At 44.3% G+C, this 21439-nt stretch carries 11 protein-coding genes; 10 read left to right on the forward strand and 1 reads right to left on the reverse strand.

Features of this window, described 5'->3' with window-relative positions; all coding sequences use genetic code 11:
• Positions 1–242 precede the first annotated feature (242 nt).
• Positions 243–1334, reverse strand: coding sequence for a ParM/StbA family protein (locus tag ACFQ0C_RS06040; RefSeq protein WP_258212988.1), 1092 nt, complete (start codon positions 1332–1334; stop codon positions 243–245).
• Between the two features lie 199 nt (positions 1335–1533).
• Here ACFQ0C_RS06040 and ACFQ0C_RS06045 point away from each other — a divergent pair, with 199 nt between their 5' ends.
• The 10 genes from ACFQ0C_RS06045 to ACFQ0C_RS06090 all read left to right on the forward strand — a co-directional run bounded on the left by ACFQ0C_RS06045 (position 1534) and on the right by ACFQ0C_RS06090 (position 21282).
• The gene (locus ACFQ0C_RS06045) at positions 1534–2487 is read left to right on the forward strand and encodes a M23 family metallopeptidase (protein WP_379364910.1); all 954 of its coding nucleotides are present in this window, start codon (positions 1534–1536) and stop codon (positions 2485–2487) included.
• 19 nt (positions 2488–2506) lie between these two features.
• Complete coding sequence (locus tag ACFQ0C_RS06050) at positions 2507–2941, forward strand: bactofilin family protein (RefSeq protein ID WP_258212990.1); 435 nt, start codon at positions 2507–2509, stop codon at positions 2939–2941.
• A gap of 189 nt (positions 2942–3130) precedes the next feature.
• Positions 3131–4921: an MHYT domain-containing protein gene (locus ACFQ0C_RS06055; RefSeq protein ID WP_379364913.1), complete on the forward strand. Its 1791-nt coding sequence runs from the start codon at positions 3131–3133 to the stop codon at positions 4919–4921.
• 124 nt (positions 4922–5045) lie between these two features.
• Entirely contained in the window at positions 5046–7430 is a 2385-nt protein-coding gene (locus ACFQ0C_RS06060) for a helix-turn-helix domain-containing protein (protein WP_379364916.1), read from the forward strand.
• A 230-nt stretch (positions 7431–7660) separates the two neighbouring features.
• Positions 7661–9298, forward strand: coding sequence for a type 2 periplasmic-binding domain-containing protein (locus tag ACFQ0C_RS06065; protein ID WP_258212993.1), 1638 nt, complete (start codon positions 7661–7663; stop codon positions 9296–9298).
• A gap of 102 nt (positions 9299–9400) precedes the next feature.
• Complete coding sequence (locus ACFQ0C_RS06070) at positions 9401–10363, forward strand: ABC transporter permease (RefSeq protein ID WP_379364918.1); 963 nt, start codon at positions 9401–9403, stop codon at positions 10361–10363.
• Between the two features lie 21 nt (positions 10364–10384).
• Entirely contained in the window at positions 10385–11266 is an 882-nt protein-coding gene (locus ACFQ0C_RS06075; RefSeq protein WP_379364920.1) for a carbohydrate ABC transporter permease, read from the forward strand.
• A gap of 218 nt (positions 11267–11484) precedes the next feature.
• The gene (locus tag ACFQ0C_RS06080; RefSeq protein WP_379364922.1) at positions 11485–19098 is read left to right on the forward strand and encodes an immunoglobulin-like domain-containing protein; all 7614 of its coding nucleotides are present in this window, start codon (positions 11485–11487) and stop codon (positions 19096–19098) included.
• A gap of 243 nt (positions 19099–19341) precedes the next feature.
• On the forward strand, positions 19342–20316 hold the full coding sequence (locus ACFQ0C_RS06085) for a protease complex subunit PrcB family protein (protein WP_379364924.1): 975 nt from the start codon (positions 19342–19344) through the stop codon (positions 20314–20316).
• A gap of 174 nt (positions 20317–20490) precedes the next feature.
• Complete coding sequence (locus ACFQ0C_RS06090) at positions 20491–21282, forward strand: alpha/beta fold hydrolase (RefSeq protein WP_379364926.1); 792 nt, start codon at positions 20491–20493, stop codon at positions 21280–21282.
• The last annotated feature ends 157 nt before the right edge of the window (positions 21283–21439 follow it).

The raw sequence follows: 21439 nt of genomic DNA on the forward strand, positions 1-21439 counted from the left end.
ATCCATGGCATGAGAAGGAGTGAAAAAATTCATATTAAGTTACTTAAAGTTAACTAATGAATCATTAGGCTTTCGTCAACGACAAGGTTATCGCTGAGTTTGGCCAAGAATTTGCAAAAATACAGAAGAAATAAAAAGGATTGGGCGATCAAGAGCCTGTCAGCGATTAATTTGAAATAGAAAAAAGCTGTCCTAAGGTAGATAAATCTACTTGGGGACAGCTTTTTTAATGGGAGTATGACTTAAACAAATGAAGCCTGGTTCATTTTGCTCTTGGCCAGCTTCAGGTAGCCTTGTACGTTAAGCATTTCACTATCATCAACAAAACGAAGCTTGATCGGTCCGGCCGCATCGATAATATAAGGTTTAAGTGCAGCAGCGCCCCCGCCAATTACGTAAAAGCATTGAATGTCAGGATGCTTCTTCCAGCGCTTTTTGATTAAATCGACGATTTTGGAAGCTGCTCTATTGAAGTACATGTCGATGACGGGTTTCATGGTGGATTGCCCTTCGCCCATGCGGCGTATAGTGAAGTCATTGCGTTTGATACGCTGAACCAGCTTGGCGCGACTTGGGAAACGGTATCCGAATTGATCCTCCACATCCCGGATAATGTTATCCAGGTAGGTAGCAAGACCCATTTGCTCTCCTGTGCTGAATTGGTTATCGATGCTCATTTTGTTCACAACAGGAAAGTCGGTTGTTAACGCGCCCATTTCGCAAATGCCGATGCAGCCGTTATACAGCTCCTCATCTTTTACTTGCAGACTTTCATGGGTCGCCATGTGGAACAAGGCTGCAGCGCCTTCAATGGATACAATAGCTCGGCGAATGGACACTTTGACCTTGCGATTGCGCATATTCGGCGTGGACAGGAAAGTTACTTCGTGTTCACCTACCAAGCGATCTTCGAATGTTTTGTTATAGTAGGAGTAGGTCCGGACAGGCAGTCCTGTTCCGATTACATACTCAGCTTCTTCTGTATTGTTGTAGCCGGTATTTGTCACGGATTGACTGACGATGGCCGCATAAGCCAGTGCGGTCAAAGCGACGATCAAGGATTGATCCGATACGGCTTTGTTATCCGTCTCCTCCAGCTCCACACTATCCTCATTTTCCATGGCCAGCATACCAACGAAATAGCGTTGATTATTTCTGGATAGTCTTGGACTATGGACGACCACATCGAGTGCCTTGAGGGGAGAATCCTCCTCCTGCAAAATATGCCGTTCAAATCCGGGCGCTACAATATTTGGAACCGTTAATGGGTCACGAACACCATCCAGTACTACCTTGATACTGTCATTACCGATATCTATTCCTGCCAACTTCATCTATGAATTCCCTCCTGTCAAATCCACCTGCTTATTTAGTACTAAATTCGCTTCGTACGTTGGAAATCCCTTCGTACTTTAGAACTATTTTCTATAAGTGGCCGTCAGATGAGAAGGTTTTTTCGTCCAATGTGACGAATAATATCATATTCTAGCGAGGATTGTAAATTTGTGCCAATTAGAAAGGGCGGACAAGAAATTGATATGGGGCAAAAAGCGTTATACATTCGTCATCATTCCTGATGCTAACAGCTCTGTTCGTCGTTTCGAGGTGCCCAAGCTGATCCCTTACATCGCCGGTGCAGGTTTATTAAGTTTAGTTATCGTAACCTTGACTTTATATGTTCTTCATGCAAGAACAGCAATGGTTGCGAGTGATTTGCAGACGCGTGTAAAAAGTCAGGATACCTTATACGCAACAACGGTTCAGGAGAAGAATCAAACGATTGAGCAGCTGCAAAACGAGGTTATCAATCTATCCCGTCAAACTTCGGATATGAAGACCCAAATCGATGATATTCGAAAGCTGGAAGATGAAGTTCGGACTATAACGGGGTCTGACAAGACCACAGCTGCGGCAAATTCGGCATCTAGCGGATTAGCAATGGGAGGGACCAATCGTCCTGCGACCGATGACGAGGTTCAGGATATGCTTGAACAGACCCGAACGCTGCTGTCTGACATGAATGAAGAAGTGGACAAACTGAAACACAGCATTGTTAATACCAAGGAGGCAGCGTTGGCTGTTCAGAAGAAGCAGCGCGTCACCCCTACAATTTGGCCTGTAGATAGCCGGACTATTACCTCCGGGTTTGGGCTAAGGCAGGATCCGTTTACATTTCGTCCCAGCTTTCATAGCGGGTTCGATATTAGTGCGCCGCTAAACTCCAAGGTTCATGTTACCGCGGATGGTGTTGTTCAGTCTACAGGAAGTGATTCGCTGCATGGCAACAATATTGTTGTAAGCCACTCAGACGGATTGCAGACCTGGTATATGCATTTGAATAAAATTAATGTGGATAAAGGCGAAAAGGTAGAAAAAGGCCAGGTAATCGGGCTTGTCGGTTCAACCGGAAGAAGCACAGGCAATCATTTGCATTACGAAGTATTGAAAAACGGTGTAAGTATTGATCCGAAACCGTTTTTAAAATAGTGTGAAAGAAGGTTGCTTTATGTTTAAAGGAAAAAAACATGCGGTAGACCTCCATACAACCGATACGCTAATTGGCGAAGGTACTGTATTTGAGGGGAAAATCAAGTCGGAAGCAAGCATTCGTATCGAGGGTCAAATTAACGGGGATGTGGAATGTGCGGGTGATGTTACCGTAGGAGAGCTTGGAGTGGTCAAATCGAACATTATTGCGAGAGATGTTATTCTGGCGGGGACTGTGAATGGCAATGTGCTGTGCAAAGGCAAGCTGACCATCCGTTCAACAGGCAAGCTGTTTGGAAATACGACGGCCCAGTCGCTTATTATCGATGAAGGTGGTATGTTCCAAGGGATGAGTAAGATGGAAAACGGTGCTTCCCAGCCCGAAAATCAGGAAAAAGCTGTGCAGCAGGGCAACCCGTATCAACCTGTCACAACATCACCAACCTGGCAATAATTTTATTGATTCATTAACAAATAATTTAGGGGCACGTACTGGAACAACGCTGGGTACGTGCCTTTTTATGTTAAAAGCAGGAAAATGAATTGATCTTGTAGAATACCAAATCTTAACGGATTCGTGGTAACAAGAAGCCTGTTACAAGATATACAGCCTTATGACATCTAGTGTAATGGGGGATGATTAATGGGGGTAAATGAAGGCAACTTTTACTCGGTACCACTTGTGGTTTTATCCATTGTAATTGCCATCTTTTCATCATATGTATCACTGGACTTATCTCATAAAGCACGTTCATCCTCGAACCGAATGACCCGGAACTTGTTCTTGATTTACAGCTCTTTTTCCTTGGGTATCGGGATTTGGACTATGCATTTTGTTGGGATGTTAGCGTTTCATACACATTTTCCGGTTTCCTATAATCTATTGCTCACTGGCATTTCTTTTGTCATACCCATCCTTACTTCGTTTATTGCTTTCAGGCTTGCGAGCCGTTTGAAGACGTACAGGTTTATTTTTGCATGCTTTTGCATGGGTGTGGGTATTAGCTCCATGCATTATATTGGAATGGCCGCTTTAGAAAGCTCATACTCCATTAAATATGATCCGGTACTGTTTGCGGTATCCGTTTTTATCCCAATTGGGGTATCTTTCATATCCATGTTCCGAATGTTTCAGGATTTCCTGGACGGCTGGGGCAAATTGGCGAACGCACTCTTATTGGGAGTAGGTATTTCGGGCATGCATTATACTGGGATGAGCGCTATGCACTTTACCGTGGGCATGAGTCATTCACCTCCTGGTAATTCGCTTTTTGCTCAACTGATGAGCTATGTTATGGAAACTACGAGCTTATCCTACGTTGTATGCTCCGCTTTATTTTTACTAGTTGGATGTGTATGCTTCGGTGCTCACTTAGATAGAAGGCTGGCTTATGAGGCGGCGAGTAAAAACGAGCTTCATTTTCAATCGCTTTTTGAACACAGTCCGGATATTGTATGCTCGATCGATTTACAAGGAAGAATTGTTTCTGCTAATGGAGCGACTGAAAAGTTACTCGGTTATTCCAAAAACGAGCTAAAAGAACGAATGAGTACGGAATTCATTGTGCCTGAGGATTCAGAAAAATTCGAGCAACTGTTTGAGAATGTAAAACATGGCATGCCGCAAAACTATGAAATCCATTCCATTCATAAACAAGGCTTTATTATGGAATTCAGTGTGACAACCATTCCGATCATGTTCAGGAAAAAAGTTATTGGAGTGTTTGCCATAGCCAAGGATATAACAGAGCGCAAGCGTAACGAGGAGCGGCTGCGGAGGGCTGAGAAGTTTGCCATGGCAGGGCAGCTTGCCGCCGGAATAGCTCATGAGATCCGAAATCCGTTAACTACCGTTAGGGGAATGACTCAATTGATAAGAGAGGGTATCTCTAAACAGAGCTACTTTGATCTTATGCTCAGCGAAATGGGACAGATTGAATCCATCCTGTCTGAATTTCTATTGCTGGCTAATCCCGGGGAGTTTAAAACAAGCAATCTCCATGAGATCCTAACAAATATTGTCATGCAGATGGATGCACGGGCGCTTCTGAGCAACATCCATATTTTGGTTGAGTACGAAACAGATACGCCGTGGATTTTTTGCGATGAGAATAAAATCAGACATGTTTTTAACCATGTATTAGTAAATGCGATAGAATCTATGAATGATGGGGGGGATATTAACGTACAAATATGCTTTGTAGACGACGACAAGGTTCAGATTCGATTCACTGACCAAGGCGTTGGAATTCCCGATGAGTGGCAGAATAAGCTAGGGGAACCCTATTACAGCACCAAGGATAAGGGGACCGGGATTGGCTTAATGATAAGCTATCAGATTATTCATGAGCACAACGGTGAAATTCATATATATAAAGCCGGCAGAAGGGGCACGGTAGTAGATATAACTTTGCCTGTGACAGCAGAGGGATAGCGGGCTTGCTGGTTTCAATTCTATAAGATTTTTTAGTATTTGCTTGTATACTCACCCTCCTGGAACAGGTACAATAGTAGTTAGCATCAGCATATATTTTCATTTGTAGCCGAGGAGGAGTTTGATGCTGGGAAAGTTTAAAATCAACAGGCGCAGTGTTCTGCTAACCTGGCTTCTATCCTACCTGGCTGTTTTGCTGCTGCCTGTAGCTATGAGTGTAATCGTATACATTAAATCAAGTGATACCTTGGTTAATGAAATACATCAGGCAAATGAATCTCTATTGAAGCAAGTTCGTGAGGTTATGGACAATCAATTCGCAACTATGGAGCGGCTGAATTTCGAGCTGACCTGGAATATGAGAGTTCGGCAGCTGTTCTCTAATAAATATCAAATTTACCCTAATGAATATTTATATGACCTGCATCAGATTACTCAAGATCTTCTTATGTACAAAACTTCCTATTCTCTAATTGATTTGTTCTATATTTATTTATCCGGCCCCAACAAGGTTCTTTTACCCGATCTCTATAGGGATGCCCCGTTTGCTTACGAATTGATGCATAAGACGAATTCTTTTTCATATGACCAATGGATCAATACTTTGAATCAAAAGGAAAAAAAAGGATTTATCCCAATGGTTCGTGTGGATGAAAACGGTAAACAAAGGAAGACGGTAGCTTATATTAGCCGCTACCGTATAGAGTCGGGAGAAACCGAAGGAACTAACGTTATTATGATCGATCAGTCTCGTATTCTTCGTGCCATTGAGAATATGGAGCTGTTCAATAAAGGGCATGTACTGATCTTGAACGAAGCCAACGAGCTTCTCGTTTCAAGCTCAAACGATAGCGAACGTCTGCTGCATGACATTCCATTCGGCCAAGAAATGCCGGGATCGAAGTTTTTTTTCTGGGAAAAGGACGGGCAAAAGTATGAGATCACTTATATCCAGTCCGATCGCTCCAAGCTGAAGTATTTGTCCATCATTCCAAGCCTGCTGTTCTGGGAGAAGGCTGAGCAGATCCGCAAGCTTACTTATATGAGTATTATTATTAGCTTGCTTGGCGGCTGCCTGCTAACGTACTTTTTTCTGCGAAAAAATTACAATCCGGTCCGCAGGCTGGTCCGTGCATTCTCGGAAAAGACAGATGTTCTCCAAAAACCGGGACATGATGAATTCAGCTTCATTCAACAAGCCGTTGATCACACTTTGGTTGAATTGGCGAAAATTATGTCCGAACGAAAAAAACAGCATCATATTTTGCGTTCGAATTTTGTAGGCCGTTTATTAAAGGGGAAATTGGATCAAATTCCTGTAGACGAATCCTTGGCAACCTTTAATATGCGGTTCATTACCGATGATTTTGCCGTTATTCTGCTGTATGTTCAGGAAAGCAGCTCTTTTAATGAAAGAATTCAGCAGATAGGCCCAACAGATCCGCAGAAGCTGATGCAGTTTATTATTACCAACGTCATAGAAGAATTAGCTTTACAGCATCATCAAGGCTTTGTTACAGAGATTGAAGAGACTTTGGTCTGTTTAATCAACTTCTCACCTGGAACTAATGAGGATCGTATGCAGCAGTTGGTTGCGATCGCCCGCGAGGCGCAATCCTTTTTGATGACGAAGTACCATATCGGCTTAACGCTTTCTATCAGCGGCATACACAGCGAATTGGCAGGGATCTCCCAAGCCTATTTGGAGGCGCTCGATGCGATGGAATACAAGCTGGTTATGGGAAGCAAAGAGATTTTATCCTATGATGAAATTCATCAGAGTGTTGCCGCGGAAGATTCAGATACAGGCTATTATTACCCGCTGCAGGTCGAGCAGCAATTAATTAATTATATCAAAATCGGTGACTTTACGATGGCGCGTCAAACATTGGATGAAATCATCGAACGCAATTTTAACCGAACTTTCATGTCGGTGCCGATAGCCCGCTGCTTAATGCTGAATTTGGTCAGCACGATGATCAAAACGATTAGTGAGCTTGGTGATTTTCAAGACAGTGTCTTGATAAGAAATCCGAGACGAATCGAGAAATGGATTGAACAAATAACGACCTGCCAAACTATAAAAGAGATGCAAGTGCAGATAACGGAGTTTCTAGGAAAAGTATGTGAATATACCGCTAACAAACGTCAGCAAAATATTCAGCAATCCCGGCAGCGAACGCTTGATGAGAGAATTCACCAAATTATTGAATACATTAATCAGAACTTCAACGATCCGAACCTTAACATTTCCATGATTGGGAGCCATTTTGACATGAAGCCCGCATACCTGTCCAAGCTGTTCAAAGATCATACAGGAGAAGGCTTGCTGGACTCGATTAATAAAACCAGGCTTGAAAAAGCCAAACATTTAATAGAAGATCGTAAAAAGAATATAAGTGACGTTGCCATAGATGTAGGTTTCAATGATGTTAACGCATTTATCCGCACATTTAAGAAATATGAAGGGATTACTCCCGGTAAATACAAGGAAATGAAAGATCAATGAGCTGCTTAAGAGCGGCTTTTTTCTTGCCCAAAATGGGCTTTTTTTGTGTTTTTACGCATTTTGCATATTAAATTGTATGTTTTGAATAGTCTGATAATTGTTTTTGCAGATGAGATTGGCAATAATTGCGATTACAAATTTGGAAGCGCTGTCATATAATCAAGTCATGAGAAATATCTCATATGAATCGAAATTCGGTTAAGCCGAAATATCAAGGAGGTCTTCCACTTATGAAGAGAAAGAAGAAAATCGCTTCTACAATTGTTGTAACTACTGTAATGAGCACGATGGTTATGGCTTGCTCTACAACAACACCGGCGCCTGCTTCAGACACCAAGACCCCTGCACCTGCAGCCACAACTGGAACTGCAACCACATATCCTATGAAGACAGACAAAACCTTAACCTATTGGGGCGAGCTTCCGGGCAACTTGACTGGCGTAAAATCAACCCATGCGGATACTCCATTTTTCACTGAATGGCAAAAGAGAACCGGTGTTCCATTAAAGTTTAGTGCGCCTCCAACCAACCAAGCGAAGGAAGCTTTAAACGTAATGCTGGCATCTGGCGATCTTCCTGATATGATCGAATTCAACTTCCTTAAGGATTTCCCGGGAGGACCGGAAAAGGCGATTAAAGACGGCTACATTCTGAAATTGAATGATCTGATCGATAAAAATGCACCAAATCTTAAAAAATATTTAAAGGAACATCCAGATGTTGACAAGATGGTCAAGACAGATAACGGCAGTTACTATGCGTTTCCATTTATTCGCGGCGATGAAGCCTTGATGGTGTTCCAAGGTCCTATAGTTCGAAAAGACTGGCTCGATGAACTGGGATTGCCAATTCCGCAAACAATCGATGATTGGACCGCTATGCTAAAAGCATTTAAAGAAAAGAAAGGTGCAACAGCGCCATTCACAACGAACAGTAAACCGCGTGTATTTAATGATTTCAACAACGGACATTTCATGGGCGCTTACGGAGTTACTCGCGATTTCTATATGGAAGGCGGTCAGATCAAATTCGGACCTGCCGAGAAGGGCTACAAAGATTTCCTTGCTTTATACCGCAGCTGGTACGAACAAGGCTTGCTGGATAAAAACATCGCTACCGTTGACCAGAAGGCATGGGATTCTAACATTGCTTCCGGCGCATCAGGTGCAACAGTTGGTAATGCAGGAGGCGGAATCGGTAAATGGCAGCCGCTTGTTGAAGCTAAGGATCCTAAAGCCTTGCTAGTAGCTACCCCTCAACCGGTCTTGAAAAAAGGCGATACAGCCAAGTTCGGACAAAGAGATATCCCTTATTCATTTGGCGGTATGGTAGCGGTGACTGCTAAATCGAAAAATGCTGAATTGGCTGTTAAGATGCTCGATTATGGTTACGGCGAAGAAGGACATATGTACTTCAATTTCGGAACTGAAGGCGTGAGCTATAAGATGGAGAACGGTTATCCGAAGTATTCAGATATCGTAATGAAGAACCCGGATAAATTGGCTCCAGCGCAAACACTTTCCTTGTATACTCGTGCAAACTATAACGGACCTTTCGTTCAAGATAAGCGTTATATCGAGCAATATTTAGCACTTCCTACTCAACGTGATGCCATTGGTATCTGGGCTAAGACGGAAATGGCTAAATACCAAATGCCTCCAGTTACACCAACACCGGAGGAAAGCTCCGAATTCGCTAAAATCATGACGGATGTCAATACATTGGTGGATGAAATGACATTAAAAATCATTTTGGGCGCAGAACCGTTGGATAGCTTCGAGAAGTATATGGATAAGCTGAAATCCGTTAAAATCGACCGCGCTATTGAAATTCAAAAGGCAGCTTTGGATCGTTACAACAAACGTTAATCTTTCATGCTAACCGCGGGGGAGGGCCGGGAAGCCCTCCCTTTTTTAGAGAAGAATCCGGATGTATAGAGACAAATAATTTTGTGGAAGGAGGGGTATGAGATGGCAAAAACAGTACAAATATCGGCTACCAGATCAGCAACTAATACTAAACCAACCTTTATGAGGCGGTTTATCCGAGATTTTCTGTTAAATAAATATTTATATGTAATGATGATTCCCGTCATTGTCTATTATGGTGTTTTTCACTACGCCCCTATGTATGGAGCTATAATCGCCTTTAAAGACTATACCCCTATAAAAGGCATTTTGGGTAGTGAATGGGTCGGTTTGGCTCACTTTAAAGACTTCTTTGGCAGCTATTACTTTTGGCGTATTTTAAAAAATACCGTTCTAATCAGCGTATATTCACTATGCTTTGAATTTCCGGCTCCGATTATTTTGGCCATTCTGATTAATGAAGTTCGTCATCAGATGTTCAAGCGAGTCGTTCAATCTATCACCTATATGCCTTATTTTATTTCTATGATTGTCATTTGCGGTATGATCAGCGATTTTACTAATGCTGACGGTATTATTAACAATTTCCTTACTTATTTTGGTTATGACGGCAAGGCCATATTGCAAAAACCTGAGTTATTCCGAAGCGTTTATATTATTTCTGAAATTTGGCAAAAAATCGGCTGGGAGTCGATTATTTATATTGCGGCTTTGATGGGGATCGATCAGGAGCAGTATGAGGCTGCTCGTATGGATGGTGCCAACCGCTGGAAACAAATTCTTAATATTACATTGCCGGGAATTATGCCGACTATCGCCATCATGTTCATTTTGCGGATGGGTAATCTATTAAATGTAGGCTTTGAGAAAATCATCCTGCTCTATAATCCGGTTACTTACGAGACGGCAGATGTCATCTCCTCCTTCGTATATAGGAAAGGTTTGCTGGAGTTTGCTTGGAGCTACAGCTCGGCTGTCGGAATATTTAATTCCGTGATCAACCTGATTCTGTTAATTACAGCTAACTATATAAGCCGCAAGGTGAATGAGAGCAGCTTGTGGTAAAGTAAAGGAGGGACTTAAGTCATGACGAGAGATCAAAGTGTTTCCAGCAAATCGTTTGATATATTCTTATATCTAATATTGACAGTCTTAGTAGTAATAACTCTGTATCCACTGCTATATGTTGCTTTTGCGTCCATCAGTGATGCTAATCAGCTGATTTCTCACAAAGGCCTGCTATATAGACCGCTTGGATTTAGTATTGAAGCTTACAAAAGTGTATTTAAAAATCCGGGTATTTTAACAGGATACCGCAATACTCTTTTTATAGTAGTCGTGGGAGTTACTCTTAATTTATTTATGACTGCTTTGGGAGCTTATGTTTTATCACGTAAAAATGTTATGTGGAACAAAGTATTTATTTTTGTTATTGTGCTTACGATGTTTTTCAACGGCGGGTTGATTCCCATGTATCTGGTTGTAAAAGGCGTTGGTTTGATCGACTCCTTATGGGCTCCCATCATTCCGTTTGCTATCAGCACTTTTAATCTAATTATTATGCGGACTGCATTCATGTCTGTACCTGACAGCCTTGAGGAATCGGCCAAGATCGATGGAGCTAATCATTTCACCATTTTGTTTCGCATCATTCTGCCGCTGTCGATGCCGGTTATCGCTGTAATGATCTTGTATTATGCGGTTGATAAGTGGAACGGTTGGTTCTACTCCTCGATTTTTATTAAGGACCGGGAGCTGTTCCCGCTTCAATTGATTCTCCGCGAAATTCTGATTGCCAATCAGACGGACAGCATGGCAGCAGGCGCTAGTGCGGGCGACCAGTTCCAGCTCGGTGAAACGATCAAATACGCTACTATTATGGTAGCAACAATACCTATTCTGTGCGTGTACCCTTTTGTGCAGAAATACTTTGTAAAAGGGGTTATGGTTGGTGCTTTAAAAGGATAATTATAAAAAAAGACTGTTCATTCTCCCTTAGAAGTCAGGGGATGGATGAACGGTCTTTTTATTGTAAATATCATCACAAAACTGCAGAAAAATCCATTAATTTTTGTAGGAAATTAGAATAGTAGTGATATAATTGAAAGAAAAATGTCGAAATTCCTATAGAAATACTCCGTGTAAATACTAGAAAGGAATTGGGATGTCAGGGAGGTACATTTTTCTTGAAAAGAAAATGGAATAATGCCATTATTTTATGGTTTACGCTGCTGCTTTTTACCGCGGCTATTTCTTTACCTGCCTCGACAGCGGAAGCTGCAAACATAGTAGTGCAGGATGATTTCACAGCTAATACTAACTTGTGGAATTACATAGGTTCCGCTCAACGTACATCAAATGGCTTGATGATGCTTACACCGTCTGCACAAAATAAGGTGGGTACGGTCTGGCTGAAGCAGACTTTGGCGCCTCCTTATGTAGCCACTTTCAAATATTGGATGACAGGTCCGGGACCTTCGCCTTCAACAAATGTAACAGACGGTGCGGATGGGATTGTATTCATGTTCAATAAGCTTCAGAATACTTCGCCGGTCAGTGGAGGAGGTATGGGGTTTGAGGTCGGGAATGGGTATGGGGTGGAATTTGACTCCTATTCCAATGAGTGGGATCCAAGCAGCAATCATATTTCTTTATTCAAAAGTACCCCTGACCATAGAGTAACTGGATCGCTTATTGGTCAGGTGAAGGACAACACAATAGAGAATAACAACTGGCATGATGTAAAGGTTATTGTTAATCCCGGGTCTGTGCAAGTATTTATGGACGGTTCTTCGAAAGTCAACTGGACAGGTACTTTGGATCAAACCTACAGCGGAATAGGGTTTACAGCGAGTACAGGCTATTACTACAATACGCAGTATATTGATAATGTTGTAATCTCTAAACCGGCATCGGTAGAATCTATCATTTCAGATAAACAAAGCGGCACCTATAGAATCGGCGACGTGATTCCGATCAAGGTGAAATTTAATGATACGGTAACAATCAATGCTTCCGCCCCGCCACAGTTAAGTATGAAAACGGGAAAAACAGCTGTTTATGCAGGAGGCAGCGGTACAAATACGATAACGTTCAATTATACGGTCCAACAAGGAGAGTATGTTACGGATTTGGATTATGCTTCAGCTAATGCATTGACAGGCGGAATAACCGACAGTAATGGATTTACAGCTGTACGGACGCTGCCCGTTCCCGGAGCAGCTGGAAGCTTAAGCGCGGCATTTGATCTCAATCTGGATACCGGCTCGATATTGATTAATAACGGAGAGTTAAGAACCAACACGACTGCCGTGAATTTGCAAATAAAACCTGCCTATTCCGGTTCGATTCAGATGAGCTTATCTAATAATGGGGGAACCTCCTGGTCGGCTTGGGAGTCTTTTGCAGCAGTGAAAGCATGGAATCTTACAACGGGGGACGGTACGAGAACCGTTTCAGTACGTTTCAAGAATAGCGCTGGAGCAGTAAGCCAAGTGTATTCCGCTACAATCGAACAAGATTTGACGCCGCCGGCGCCGCCATCGTTCACGCCCAGCCTGACTACTAATACAAACAGCGATGTACAGCTGACCATCCATTTCCCTGCTGATGCAACGGCTGCCCGTAAATACAAATTGGGAGCTAGCGGAGTCTACAGTGATTATACAGGTCCGGTTACAATCGCAGCAAATACTGTGGTATATGCACGGGGGCAGGATGCTTTTGGAAACTGGTCAACGGAAGCTCCTTACACAATCAGCAATATTGATAAGACGCCTCCAATCGGCTCTTTGAAGTTTAGCAATGATGCAGAAATAACGAATACACTTGGAGTTACGCTCCAGCTTACTGCTTCTGACATAGGTGTAGGCGGTATTCAAATGCAATTACTTTATGATGGAGAAAGTACTTGGCCTTCAACCTGGGAAACGTTTTCTACTACAAAAGCGAGGACATTAACGCCAACCGACGGTTCGAAATCCATTTCGGTTCGATTCAAGGATGGAGTTGGCAATATAAGCTCGATTTATACGAAGAGCATCATTTTAGACAGAACAGCACCACTGCCTGCTGCATTGACCGCAAGTCCAGGAGGGGCTGTTTATACGAGCGGTAATGTAACGATGACAATTGAATATCCTTCAGATGCTGTGCAGAAGCAGTATAAACTGGCAGCTGACGGATTGTATGAGAAATATACCGGACCATTTACAGTTAACGGAAATAAAACGATATATGCCCGCAGCATGGATGCGGCTGGCAATATGTCGGTGGAGACATCTTACACGGTAAGCAATATTGATACAACTGCGCCAATCGGAAGCATATCGATCAATGGTGGAGCGGCAGCAACGAACAATGTAAACGCAATGCTGCAGCTGACTGCATCCGATATTGGCGTTGGCGGCATTACAATGGAGCTGTCCGATAATGGGTCTGTCTGGAGTGCGCCGATAGCATTCAACCCGAGTCTCAGCCGGACATTGGCAAATGGCGACGGGATCAAGACGGTTTACATTCGCTATAAAGACAGTCTGGGTAACACGAGCCCGGTATACAGCGATAGTATTATGCTTGATACAACGGAGCCTGCTCCGGCAGTGTTCACATCGACTCCGAGCGGCTATACAACAGGCAATGTAAACTTATCCATCGAGTTCCCGGCGGATGCTGTGCAGAAGCAGTTTAAGCTTGATTACAGTGGTATTTACATGGATTACACAGCGCCGATTGTATTAACTTCGAATCAAACCATTTATGCCAAAAGCAAAGATGCTGCAGGCAATTGGTCTACGGAAGCACAGTACAATATGAACAAGATTGATAGAACCGCACCTGTGGGAGCTATTGCCACCTCTATTCTTTCGGGCGCGACCAGTAATAGAACTATTACGCTGCTGTTGAGCGCAACTGACGCTGGGGCAGGCGGAATTGAAATGCAGCTTTCCAACGACGGGGCATGGGGAAGCAGTGCATGGGAATCTCTTCAGGCTACGCGCAGCTGGGAGCTTTCGGAAGGTGACGGCACGAAAACAGTCTATGTTCGCTTTAGAGACAGCCTTGGTAATATCAGCCAGCCCTACAGCAGTACCCTAGTACTGGATAGGGCAGCTCCGGCAGGTCCAGAGCTTACGGCTTCACCCAACGAATATACCAGTGGAAATGTGAGTATAACCATAACGTATCCATTGGATGTGGTTGATAAAAAATATAAGTTAGGCTCAGCGGGGAATCCTCAAGCTTACGAATCGCCTCTCATGCTGTCAGTAAACGAAGCTGTATACGCATGGGGCTACGATGCGGCCGGCAATCGTTCACCGGAAGCCTATATCGTAATCAGCAATATTGATAAAACAGCTCCGACAGGCAGCATTTCGGTGAATAGCGGAGCTCAGGTGACAGGTAATGTGTATAGTGTGAGCGGTAACGTCTACGGGCTGGGAGTAACCGGAAGTATATACACTTCGTTGAATATATGGGCAACAGACAGCGGAGCTGGAGGCATTCAAATGCGGTTCTCCAATGACCAGTCTGCCTGGACTGATTGGGAACATTATAAGCCGTCTAGAAGCTGGACGCTTACCGATGTACCTGGAATTAAGACGGTACACGCCCAGTTCAAGGACAGCTTGGGCAACCAAAGCTCTACCGTAACAGGTTCCGTTTACTATGATCCTGCTATTCTGGGGGCGAAGTTTACTTCCAATCTGACGGAATATACAAATGAGAATGTAACGGTTACTATTGATTTTCCATTAAGCGCAACATCCCGAGATTATTCGTATGATGGAACTACTGTAACTCAAGCTGCTATTTCCAGCTCAATCATCCTAAACCGCAATACGACCATTGTTGCGGTTAGCTCAGACGGAATTCATCCTTCCGTAACTACAAGCTATACGGTAAATAACATCGATAAGGAAGCGCCAAGCGCTTCAATTTCCATTGCGGGTATAGTGGAAGGAGCGCCCACGAATTTATCTGAAGTGAGACTTTTGTTGGATTCAAAGGACACCGGCGGTTCTAACGGATTGCAAATGCAGTTTAACCTGAGCGATACATCAGGCTGGACTTCATGGGAGAACTACTCGGCGAGTAAAAGCTGGAGCCTCCTAGGCGGTGATGGCACGAAAACCGCACAAGCCAGATTCAGAGATGCAGCCGGGAATGTAAGCAGCATTGTTTATGCTTCACTGGTGCTTGACAGAGTAGGACCTGAAGGTCTGCTGATCACTGCTGCTCCGACAAGCTGGACTAACGGTTCGGTAACCATTGACGTTTATTATCCTGTGGATGCCCTTATCAAACAGATTAAACTCGGTTCTGTAGGACGTTTTGCAGCTTATACAGGTACTCTTTCGTTAACAGCTAATGATATCGTATATGCACGAGCCCAAGATGCCGCAGGCAACTGGTCTTCAGAGACTCAGCTGAGCATAGCCAACATTGATCGTGCTGCTCCTGTCGGAACCGTGAAAATCGTTGACCGGAATGGGGGCGGATTAACGAATCAATTGCAGGTGGATCTGCTCCTTACTGCTACAGACACGGGTGGAGCTCTTATGGGGATGATGCGGTTTTCAAATGATTCCTTAGGCTGGTCGGATTGGGAAGCTTATAAGGAAACCAAGGCTGGCTGGAGCTTGATTGAGGGAGACGGAATAAAGACAGTCTATGTGCAATATAAGGATACCGCTGGCAATATTAGCACAGATATTATCCAAGCCAGCATTATTTTGGATACATTAGGTCCTGCTGCACCAGTGGCGACAGCCAATCAAACTTCATATACGAAAGATGATGTGAGGGTTGAGATCGTTTATCCAATGGATGCGGTTGAGAAAGTATATAGGATCGATTTAGGCGGTTATGTTAATTATGTGGCTCCTTTATCAATCACAGTGAACGGTACCGTCTATGCTAAGGGCAGAGATGCTGCAGGGAATTGGTCCGCAGAGACTGCATTGAATATAACAAAAATCGATAAGACGCCTCCAACTAAGGGAACCATTCAAATTAACGGAGGTGCCGCGTTAACCAAAGATCGGCAGGTAACCCTGCAGCTCACGGCAAGCGATGGCGAATCCGGTGTGACCGGAATGCGTTTTTCATTAAATGGATTGGACTGGGATGCCTGGGAGTCTTTTACCTCTACAAAAGAATGGTCCTTCTCCGTGGGCGATGGCTTGAAGAAGCTGTATGTGCAGTACCGCGATGCGGTAGGCCACGAGAGTTCGGATGCCGATTTAGCGGTAGACTCCATTATTTTGGATACGAAGGGACCTGATCCGGCAAGCTTCAGCGTATCTGCCTCAAGTGCCACCAAGGATGATGTGATAGTTACAGTTCTGTATCCTGCTGATTCAGTGGCGGAGAGCCGTCAATACAAGCTGGGAAGCGGGAGTGTATATAATGCATATGCAGGTGCGATTTCACTAAGTGTGAACGATGTGGTATATGCACAATCCATGGACGAAGCTGGCAATCGGTCTGCAGAAGCTTTCATCGGGATTAACTATATCGATAAGCAAGCTCCTGTCGGTACCATTACAATTGATGGAAATGCAGCACAGGCAGCATCCTATGAAGTGGTGCTGCAGCTTAGCGCGATCGATGCCGGTGTTGGTGGGGTGGAAATGCAGTTTTCCAATGATGGTGCGCAATGGTCTGAGTGGGAAGCCTATACCTCACTCAAAGCGTGGCGTTTACCTTATGGAGCAGGGACGAAGACGGTGTTTGTCCGGTATCGAGACAGCCTGGGCAATACAAGTGAAGCTTCCGACAGTATCGTCATTCAAGGTGATTTTGCCGACGTAGCCGAGGATAAGGAGCTATTGACACCTGACGACTTCCTTAATGGTAATTCGGCATTGGACAATGTTCTGACGGACCTAAGGCTGCAGTTGACAGGTACGAAGGGCACAGCGATTAGTTGGGGAACGAACAGCTTATTGGTAAGCTCTAACGGTACAGTAGAGCGGCCAAGCTTTAATGAAGCGGACGTACCGGTTATTTTAACAGCGACTATCAGTAAAAATAGCGCGTTCACAACCAAGTCATTCCCCCTTATAGTAAAAAAGATTAATGTGTCCGACGAAGGGACCTTATCCCAGCTGGACACTAACATAGGGCTGCTCACTCCGGCATTTACGCCTGATGTATTCGACTATACGGTTAAGCTTTCAAAGCAAACGACCGAATTGGAGTTAACGCCGGTACTCAGCAACAGCTCAGCGAGCTTGACCATTAACGATACGGCAACGAAAGCTGTTTACAGCAATGGTGTTGTGAAAGTAAGTGAATTGAAGATGGGAATGAATGACGTCAGCTTAAAGGTTACAGCCTCGATAACGGGAGGAAGCCATAACGATTATATAATCCATCTGTTTAAAGCTTCGGATGAAAAGGAGATTATGAGCTTTAGTTTGAGCGGCGAAGTGAAGCCTGCCGTTATCGATGCGGAGACAGGAACCATTACTGCGACAGTTCCTTATGCATTTGACCGCACAGGGCTTACAGCTCAGATCAGCGTGTCACCCGATGCTGTGATGAACATAGATCTCGCTCTTGCAAGAGATTACACTCATTCTTTTACGATTCTGGTGACAGCTCAAGACGGTACAGAGCGGTTTTGGACAATAGAGACGAAGGAAGCACCTGCTGAATTAGGGGCTCCAGTACCAATCCTGCCCGACAAACCGTTAACGTTTACCAATGGGATCTCATTGAATTTTAACGGTGTTACTTTGGCACCAGGCGCAACGATGACGATGGAGGCGATAGAGCCCGCAGTAGCAGGTACCCAATTGGTAGCAGCTGGGGCCGTGGCCGAATTTACTCTACAGGGTATGACCCTTAACGGTGAACAAGGCGTCGAGCTTGCACTGCCGATTCATTCAAACGTAGATCCGAATCAGGTCGGTCTCGCAATTTTCTACTATGATGGAATAGCTTGGCAGGAACAGCCTTCTGTAATTCGTGGGAATACGGTTGTGACGACGGTATATCACTTCTCAACCTATGGTGTGCTCACATCGGATAATGCCAAACTATCCGGTCTTGCTGTAACGGATGGCGGTGTTTTAGCGGATGCTTATCAGCAGGGACAAAAGGATTATATGATTTTCGTGGACACGCTGACAAAAAGTATTAGGCTAAAGCCTACTACAGCTGAAGCGCATGCGAAATGGTCCGTTACTGGAGCAGCATATATGGAGCTGCCGGGGGGGATTGTACAAGTCCAAGTGGATCAAATAAGCAAGTTCGGCATTACTGTAACAGCGAGAGACGGCAGCACCGTTCAAACGTACACACTGCATATCAACCGACTGCTTGCTTACGCCTCTTCCAATGAAGCAGGTAATGAGATTCAGCTCATGTTCCGTGAGAAGCTGGCCGTACAGCCGCTCGTTGGTACCCAGTTTACTCTGGCTGGTACAACTTCGATAGTGCAGTCCGCACAAATAATGCCGGTTGCCAGGGAAGGGACGCTGTTAACACTCAAGCTGTCCAAACCGCTGAACGATGCCGGGCAAGGAAGTATGCATCTGTTTGTAACAAACCTTAGCACGGCTGCCGGGAATAACTTCGAACTGGGAGCAATTCCGGTTTTCACACCCCGGTATGTGATTGATTTGAAGCATCAGCTGGATAAACAATCTAACGGAATCGGAATTGATGATGTTGTCAGCTGGCAGAGAACTCGAACCGATGTAACATTAGATCAGCAAATAGACAAGTTTGACCTGTTGTTTCTGCTGGATTTGATTCAACCGTTAAGCTCACAGGAAGTGGATTAAGCTACAGAATACAAGCCCATTCTTCAAGCCACACTGAGGATGGGCTGTTTTTTTGCCTATAGAATTTATATGTTTCGGGGCTCCCCGCAAAGTATTTGAATCAACTTCGAAGCAAGACCCCACTTTGTGCGGATATTTATGCTCTGTCAGCAACCTTTTACAGAACATGGCCGTCTATATGAATAACTCCGGAGCAAGTTAAGGTCATACAAATATAATTTCACAATGAAAAGGATGAGAATAATGAAAAAGCTACTTTCAGTTATTACTACTGCTGCGTTAGTTTGCAGCTTGTCGGCAGGTTCTGTATTTGCATTTTCAGATCTGGATTCAGCGGAAAAGGCACCGATCCTTCAGCTAAAGGATAGAGGAATTGTTGCGGGCGTGGATAGCGAGCATTTTGCGCCGCGGGGTACAATCAGCTTTGCCCAAAGTATTAGCTTACTTGTAAAAGGGCTGAATCTCAACATCGACAACATCAGATTTATCAAACAACCGCTCGCTAGCGATTATTTCACGAATGTGCCTAACGATGCCTGGTATGCAGAGGCTTTTATTATAGCGAAGATGAACGGTCTGGATATCCCGCAAAATGTTGATCCCAATGCTGCAATCACACGTGAGCAATATGCGAATTTGCTTATACCGGCCATGGAGACCAAAGGACAATTTCCATTAATCAAAATGCTCGTTATATTTGCTGACGACGACCAAATAACTCCTTCCTACCAAGGTGCTTTGCAGCGAATGTATTTGTATAAGCTTGCTAAGCTGGGCGAGGATCGTAAGGTAAATCCGAAGCAGGAGATGACCCGGGGTGAAGCGGCAGTCTTACTGTACAACGCAATTCAATATGTTGAGCAGCATACGGTGAAGCAGCCGCAACCCCAGCAGGGTGATGTAAAGGTCATAGTGGAGAAGGTGAACGATGATGTAAACAAGGTCATCCTATCCCGCGGTGAAATGCCGAATCCCGGTTATGGAATAGCAATTACGGGCATTAGCTTTCAAGCAGACGGAACGGCAGCCATTTCCTACACACTTAGTGACCCGAACCCGGATGGCATGTATGCACAGGTGATTACGGAGGCGAAGGCGGAAACTTATGTGTCTGCCAAATACAAGCCGATTGCTGTAAACGCAGCAGGATCCCCCACTAATTCAACAGGATTCGTAATTGATCCGGAAGCACCAGTTATTAACCCGTTCAAGGAATAAATATATATACGGCTAAGTTGAGATTCCTCATAGCACTCTGATTCTGCTTCCGGCATACTAGCCACAGGTGAAGGGGAACAGGGTGTTTTTTGTTGACTTATTTTGGGTAATATTAGAAGCTTGTGTTAAAATGGCGCTGTTGGATATCCTTTAGATAAGGAAGGAGCTGGATAAATGGAAAAGAAATATTTTGAACAAAAGGGCACACGTTACTCGTACACGGAAAAAGGTGAAGGGGAGGCGGTCGTGCTGCTGCACGGTTTTTGCGGGAGCTCCTCCTATTGGAATAAGCTGCTGCCAATGCTGCCTAATCATTACAGGGTCATAGCTCCAGATTTGCGGGGACATGGAAGCTCGGAAGCACCCGATGGAGACTATTCTATGGAAGTATTTGCCGAAGACCTTGCACAGCTGCTCCAGCATCTCAAGGTTGAGCAGGCAATTGTACTAGGTCACTCTTTGGGCGGCTATGTGACATTGGCTTTTGCAGAACGATATCCCGGCATGCTAAAAGCTTTCGGTCTCATTCACTCGACTGCCTATCCAGACAGCGATGCGGGCAAGGAAGGTCGGATTAAGGGGATGGAAACGATTCGGGAAACAGGGCTGCCGGTCTTTATAGGCGGGTTGATACCCAAGCTGTTTGCGCCGGAGCATGTGAAGTCTATGCCTGAAGAGGTGCGTGAAGCTACTGCAATAGGAGAAAGCACCAATCCTGATGGTGCAATTCGCACTCTGGAAGGAATGAGAACACGCCCCGACCGCAATGCTGTGCTGGAGGATGCTTCAATACCTGTGCTGCTTGTAGCTGGAGTTCATGATCAAATCATTCCTCTTGATCGAGCTTTCTCGGTTAGCGGGGGGCGAATTGTTAAGCGGCAGATTGAGGCTGCCGGTCATATGAGTATGGTGGAGGCGCCGGAGAAGCTGGCGAATGTGATCGTTGAGTTTATAACGAATGTTTAGAGAAATATGTCTTGGCTGACATTTGTAATAAAGATGAAATCTTATTTTAATCTGGCCTTAAGAAATCAGGTCTATAATCATATTCAACCCCCTTTTCTTTTATATAAGAGACCCACAGCTGCATGGAGCTGTGGGTCTCTTGAGTGTGCTGATGGTG

Origin of the sequence: Paenibacillus sp. GCM10027630, from assembly GCF_042676305.1 — a bacterium.
Lineage (GTDB): Bacteria > Bacillota > Bacilli > Paenibacillales > NBRC-103111 > Paenibacillus_S.

Bases quoted from the DNA above. Each gene is read 5' to 3' on its own strand.
- ACFQ0C_RS06040 (WP_258212988.1), bottom strand. From the start codon at position 1,334: ATGAAGTTGGCAGGAATAGATATCGGTAATGACAGTATCAAGGTAGTA.
- ACFQ0C_RS06050 (WP_258212990.1), top strand. From the start codon at position 2,507: ATGTTTAAAGGAAAAAAACATGCGGTAGACCTCCATACAACCGATACG.
- ACFQ0C_RS06055 (WP_379364913.1), top strand. From the start codon at position 3,131: ATGGGGGTAAATGAAGGCAACTTTTACTCGGTACCACTTGTGGTTTTA.
- ACFQ0C_RS06060 (WP_379364916.1), top strand. From the start codon at position 5,046: ATGCTGGGAAAGTTTAAAATCAACAGGCGCAGTGTTCTGCTAACCTGG.
- ACFQ0C_RS06065 (WP_258212993.1), top strand. From the start codon at position 7,661: ATGAAGAGAAAGAAGAAAATCGCTTCTACAATTGTTGTAACTACTGTA.
- ACFQ0C_RS06070 (WP_379364918.1), top strand. From the start codon at position 9,401: ATGGCAAAAACAGTACAAATATCGGCTACCAGATCAGCAACTAATACT.
- ACFQ0C_RS06075 (WP_379364920.1), top strand. From the start codon at position 10,385: ATGACGAGAGATCAAAGTGTTTCCAGCAAATCGTTTGATATATTCTTA.
- ACFQ0C_RS06085 (WP_379364924.1), top strand. From the start codon at position 19,342: ATGAAAAAGCTACTTTCAGTTATTACTACTGCTGCGTTAGTTTGCAGC.
- ACFQ0C_RS06090 (WP_379364926.1), top strand. From the start codon at position 20,491: ATGGAAAAGAAATATTTTGAACAAAAGGGCACACGTTACTCGTACACG.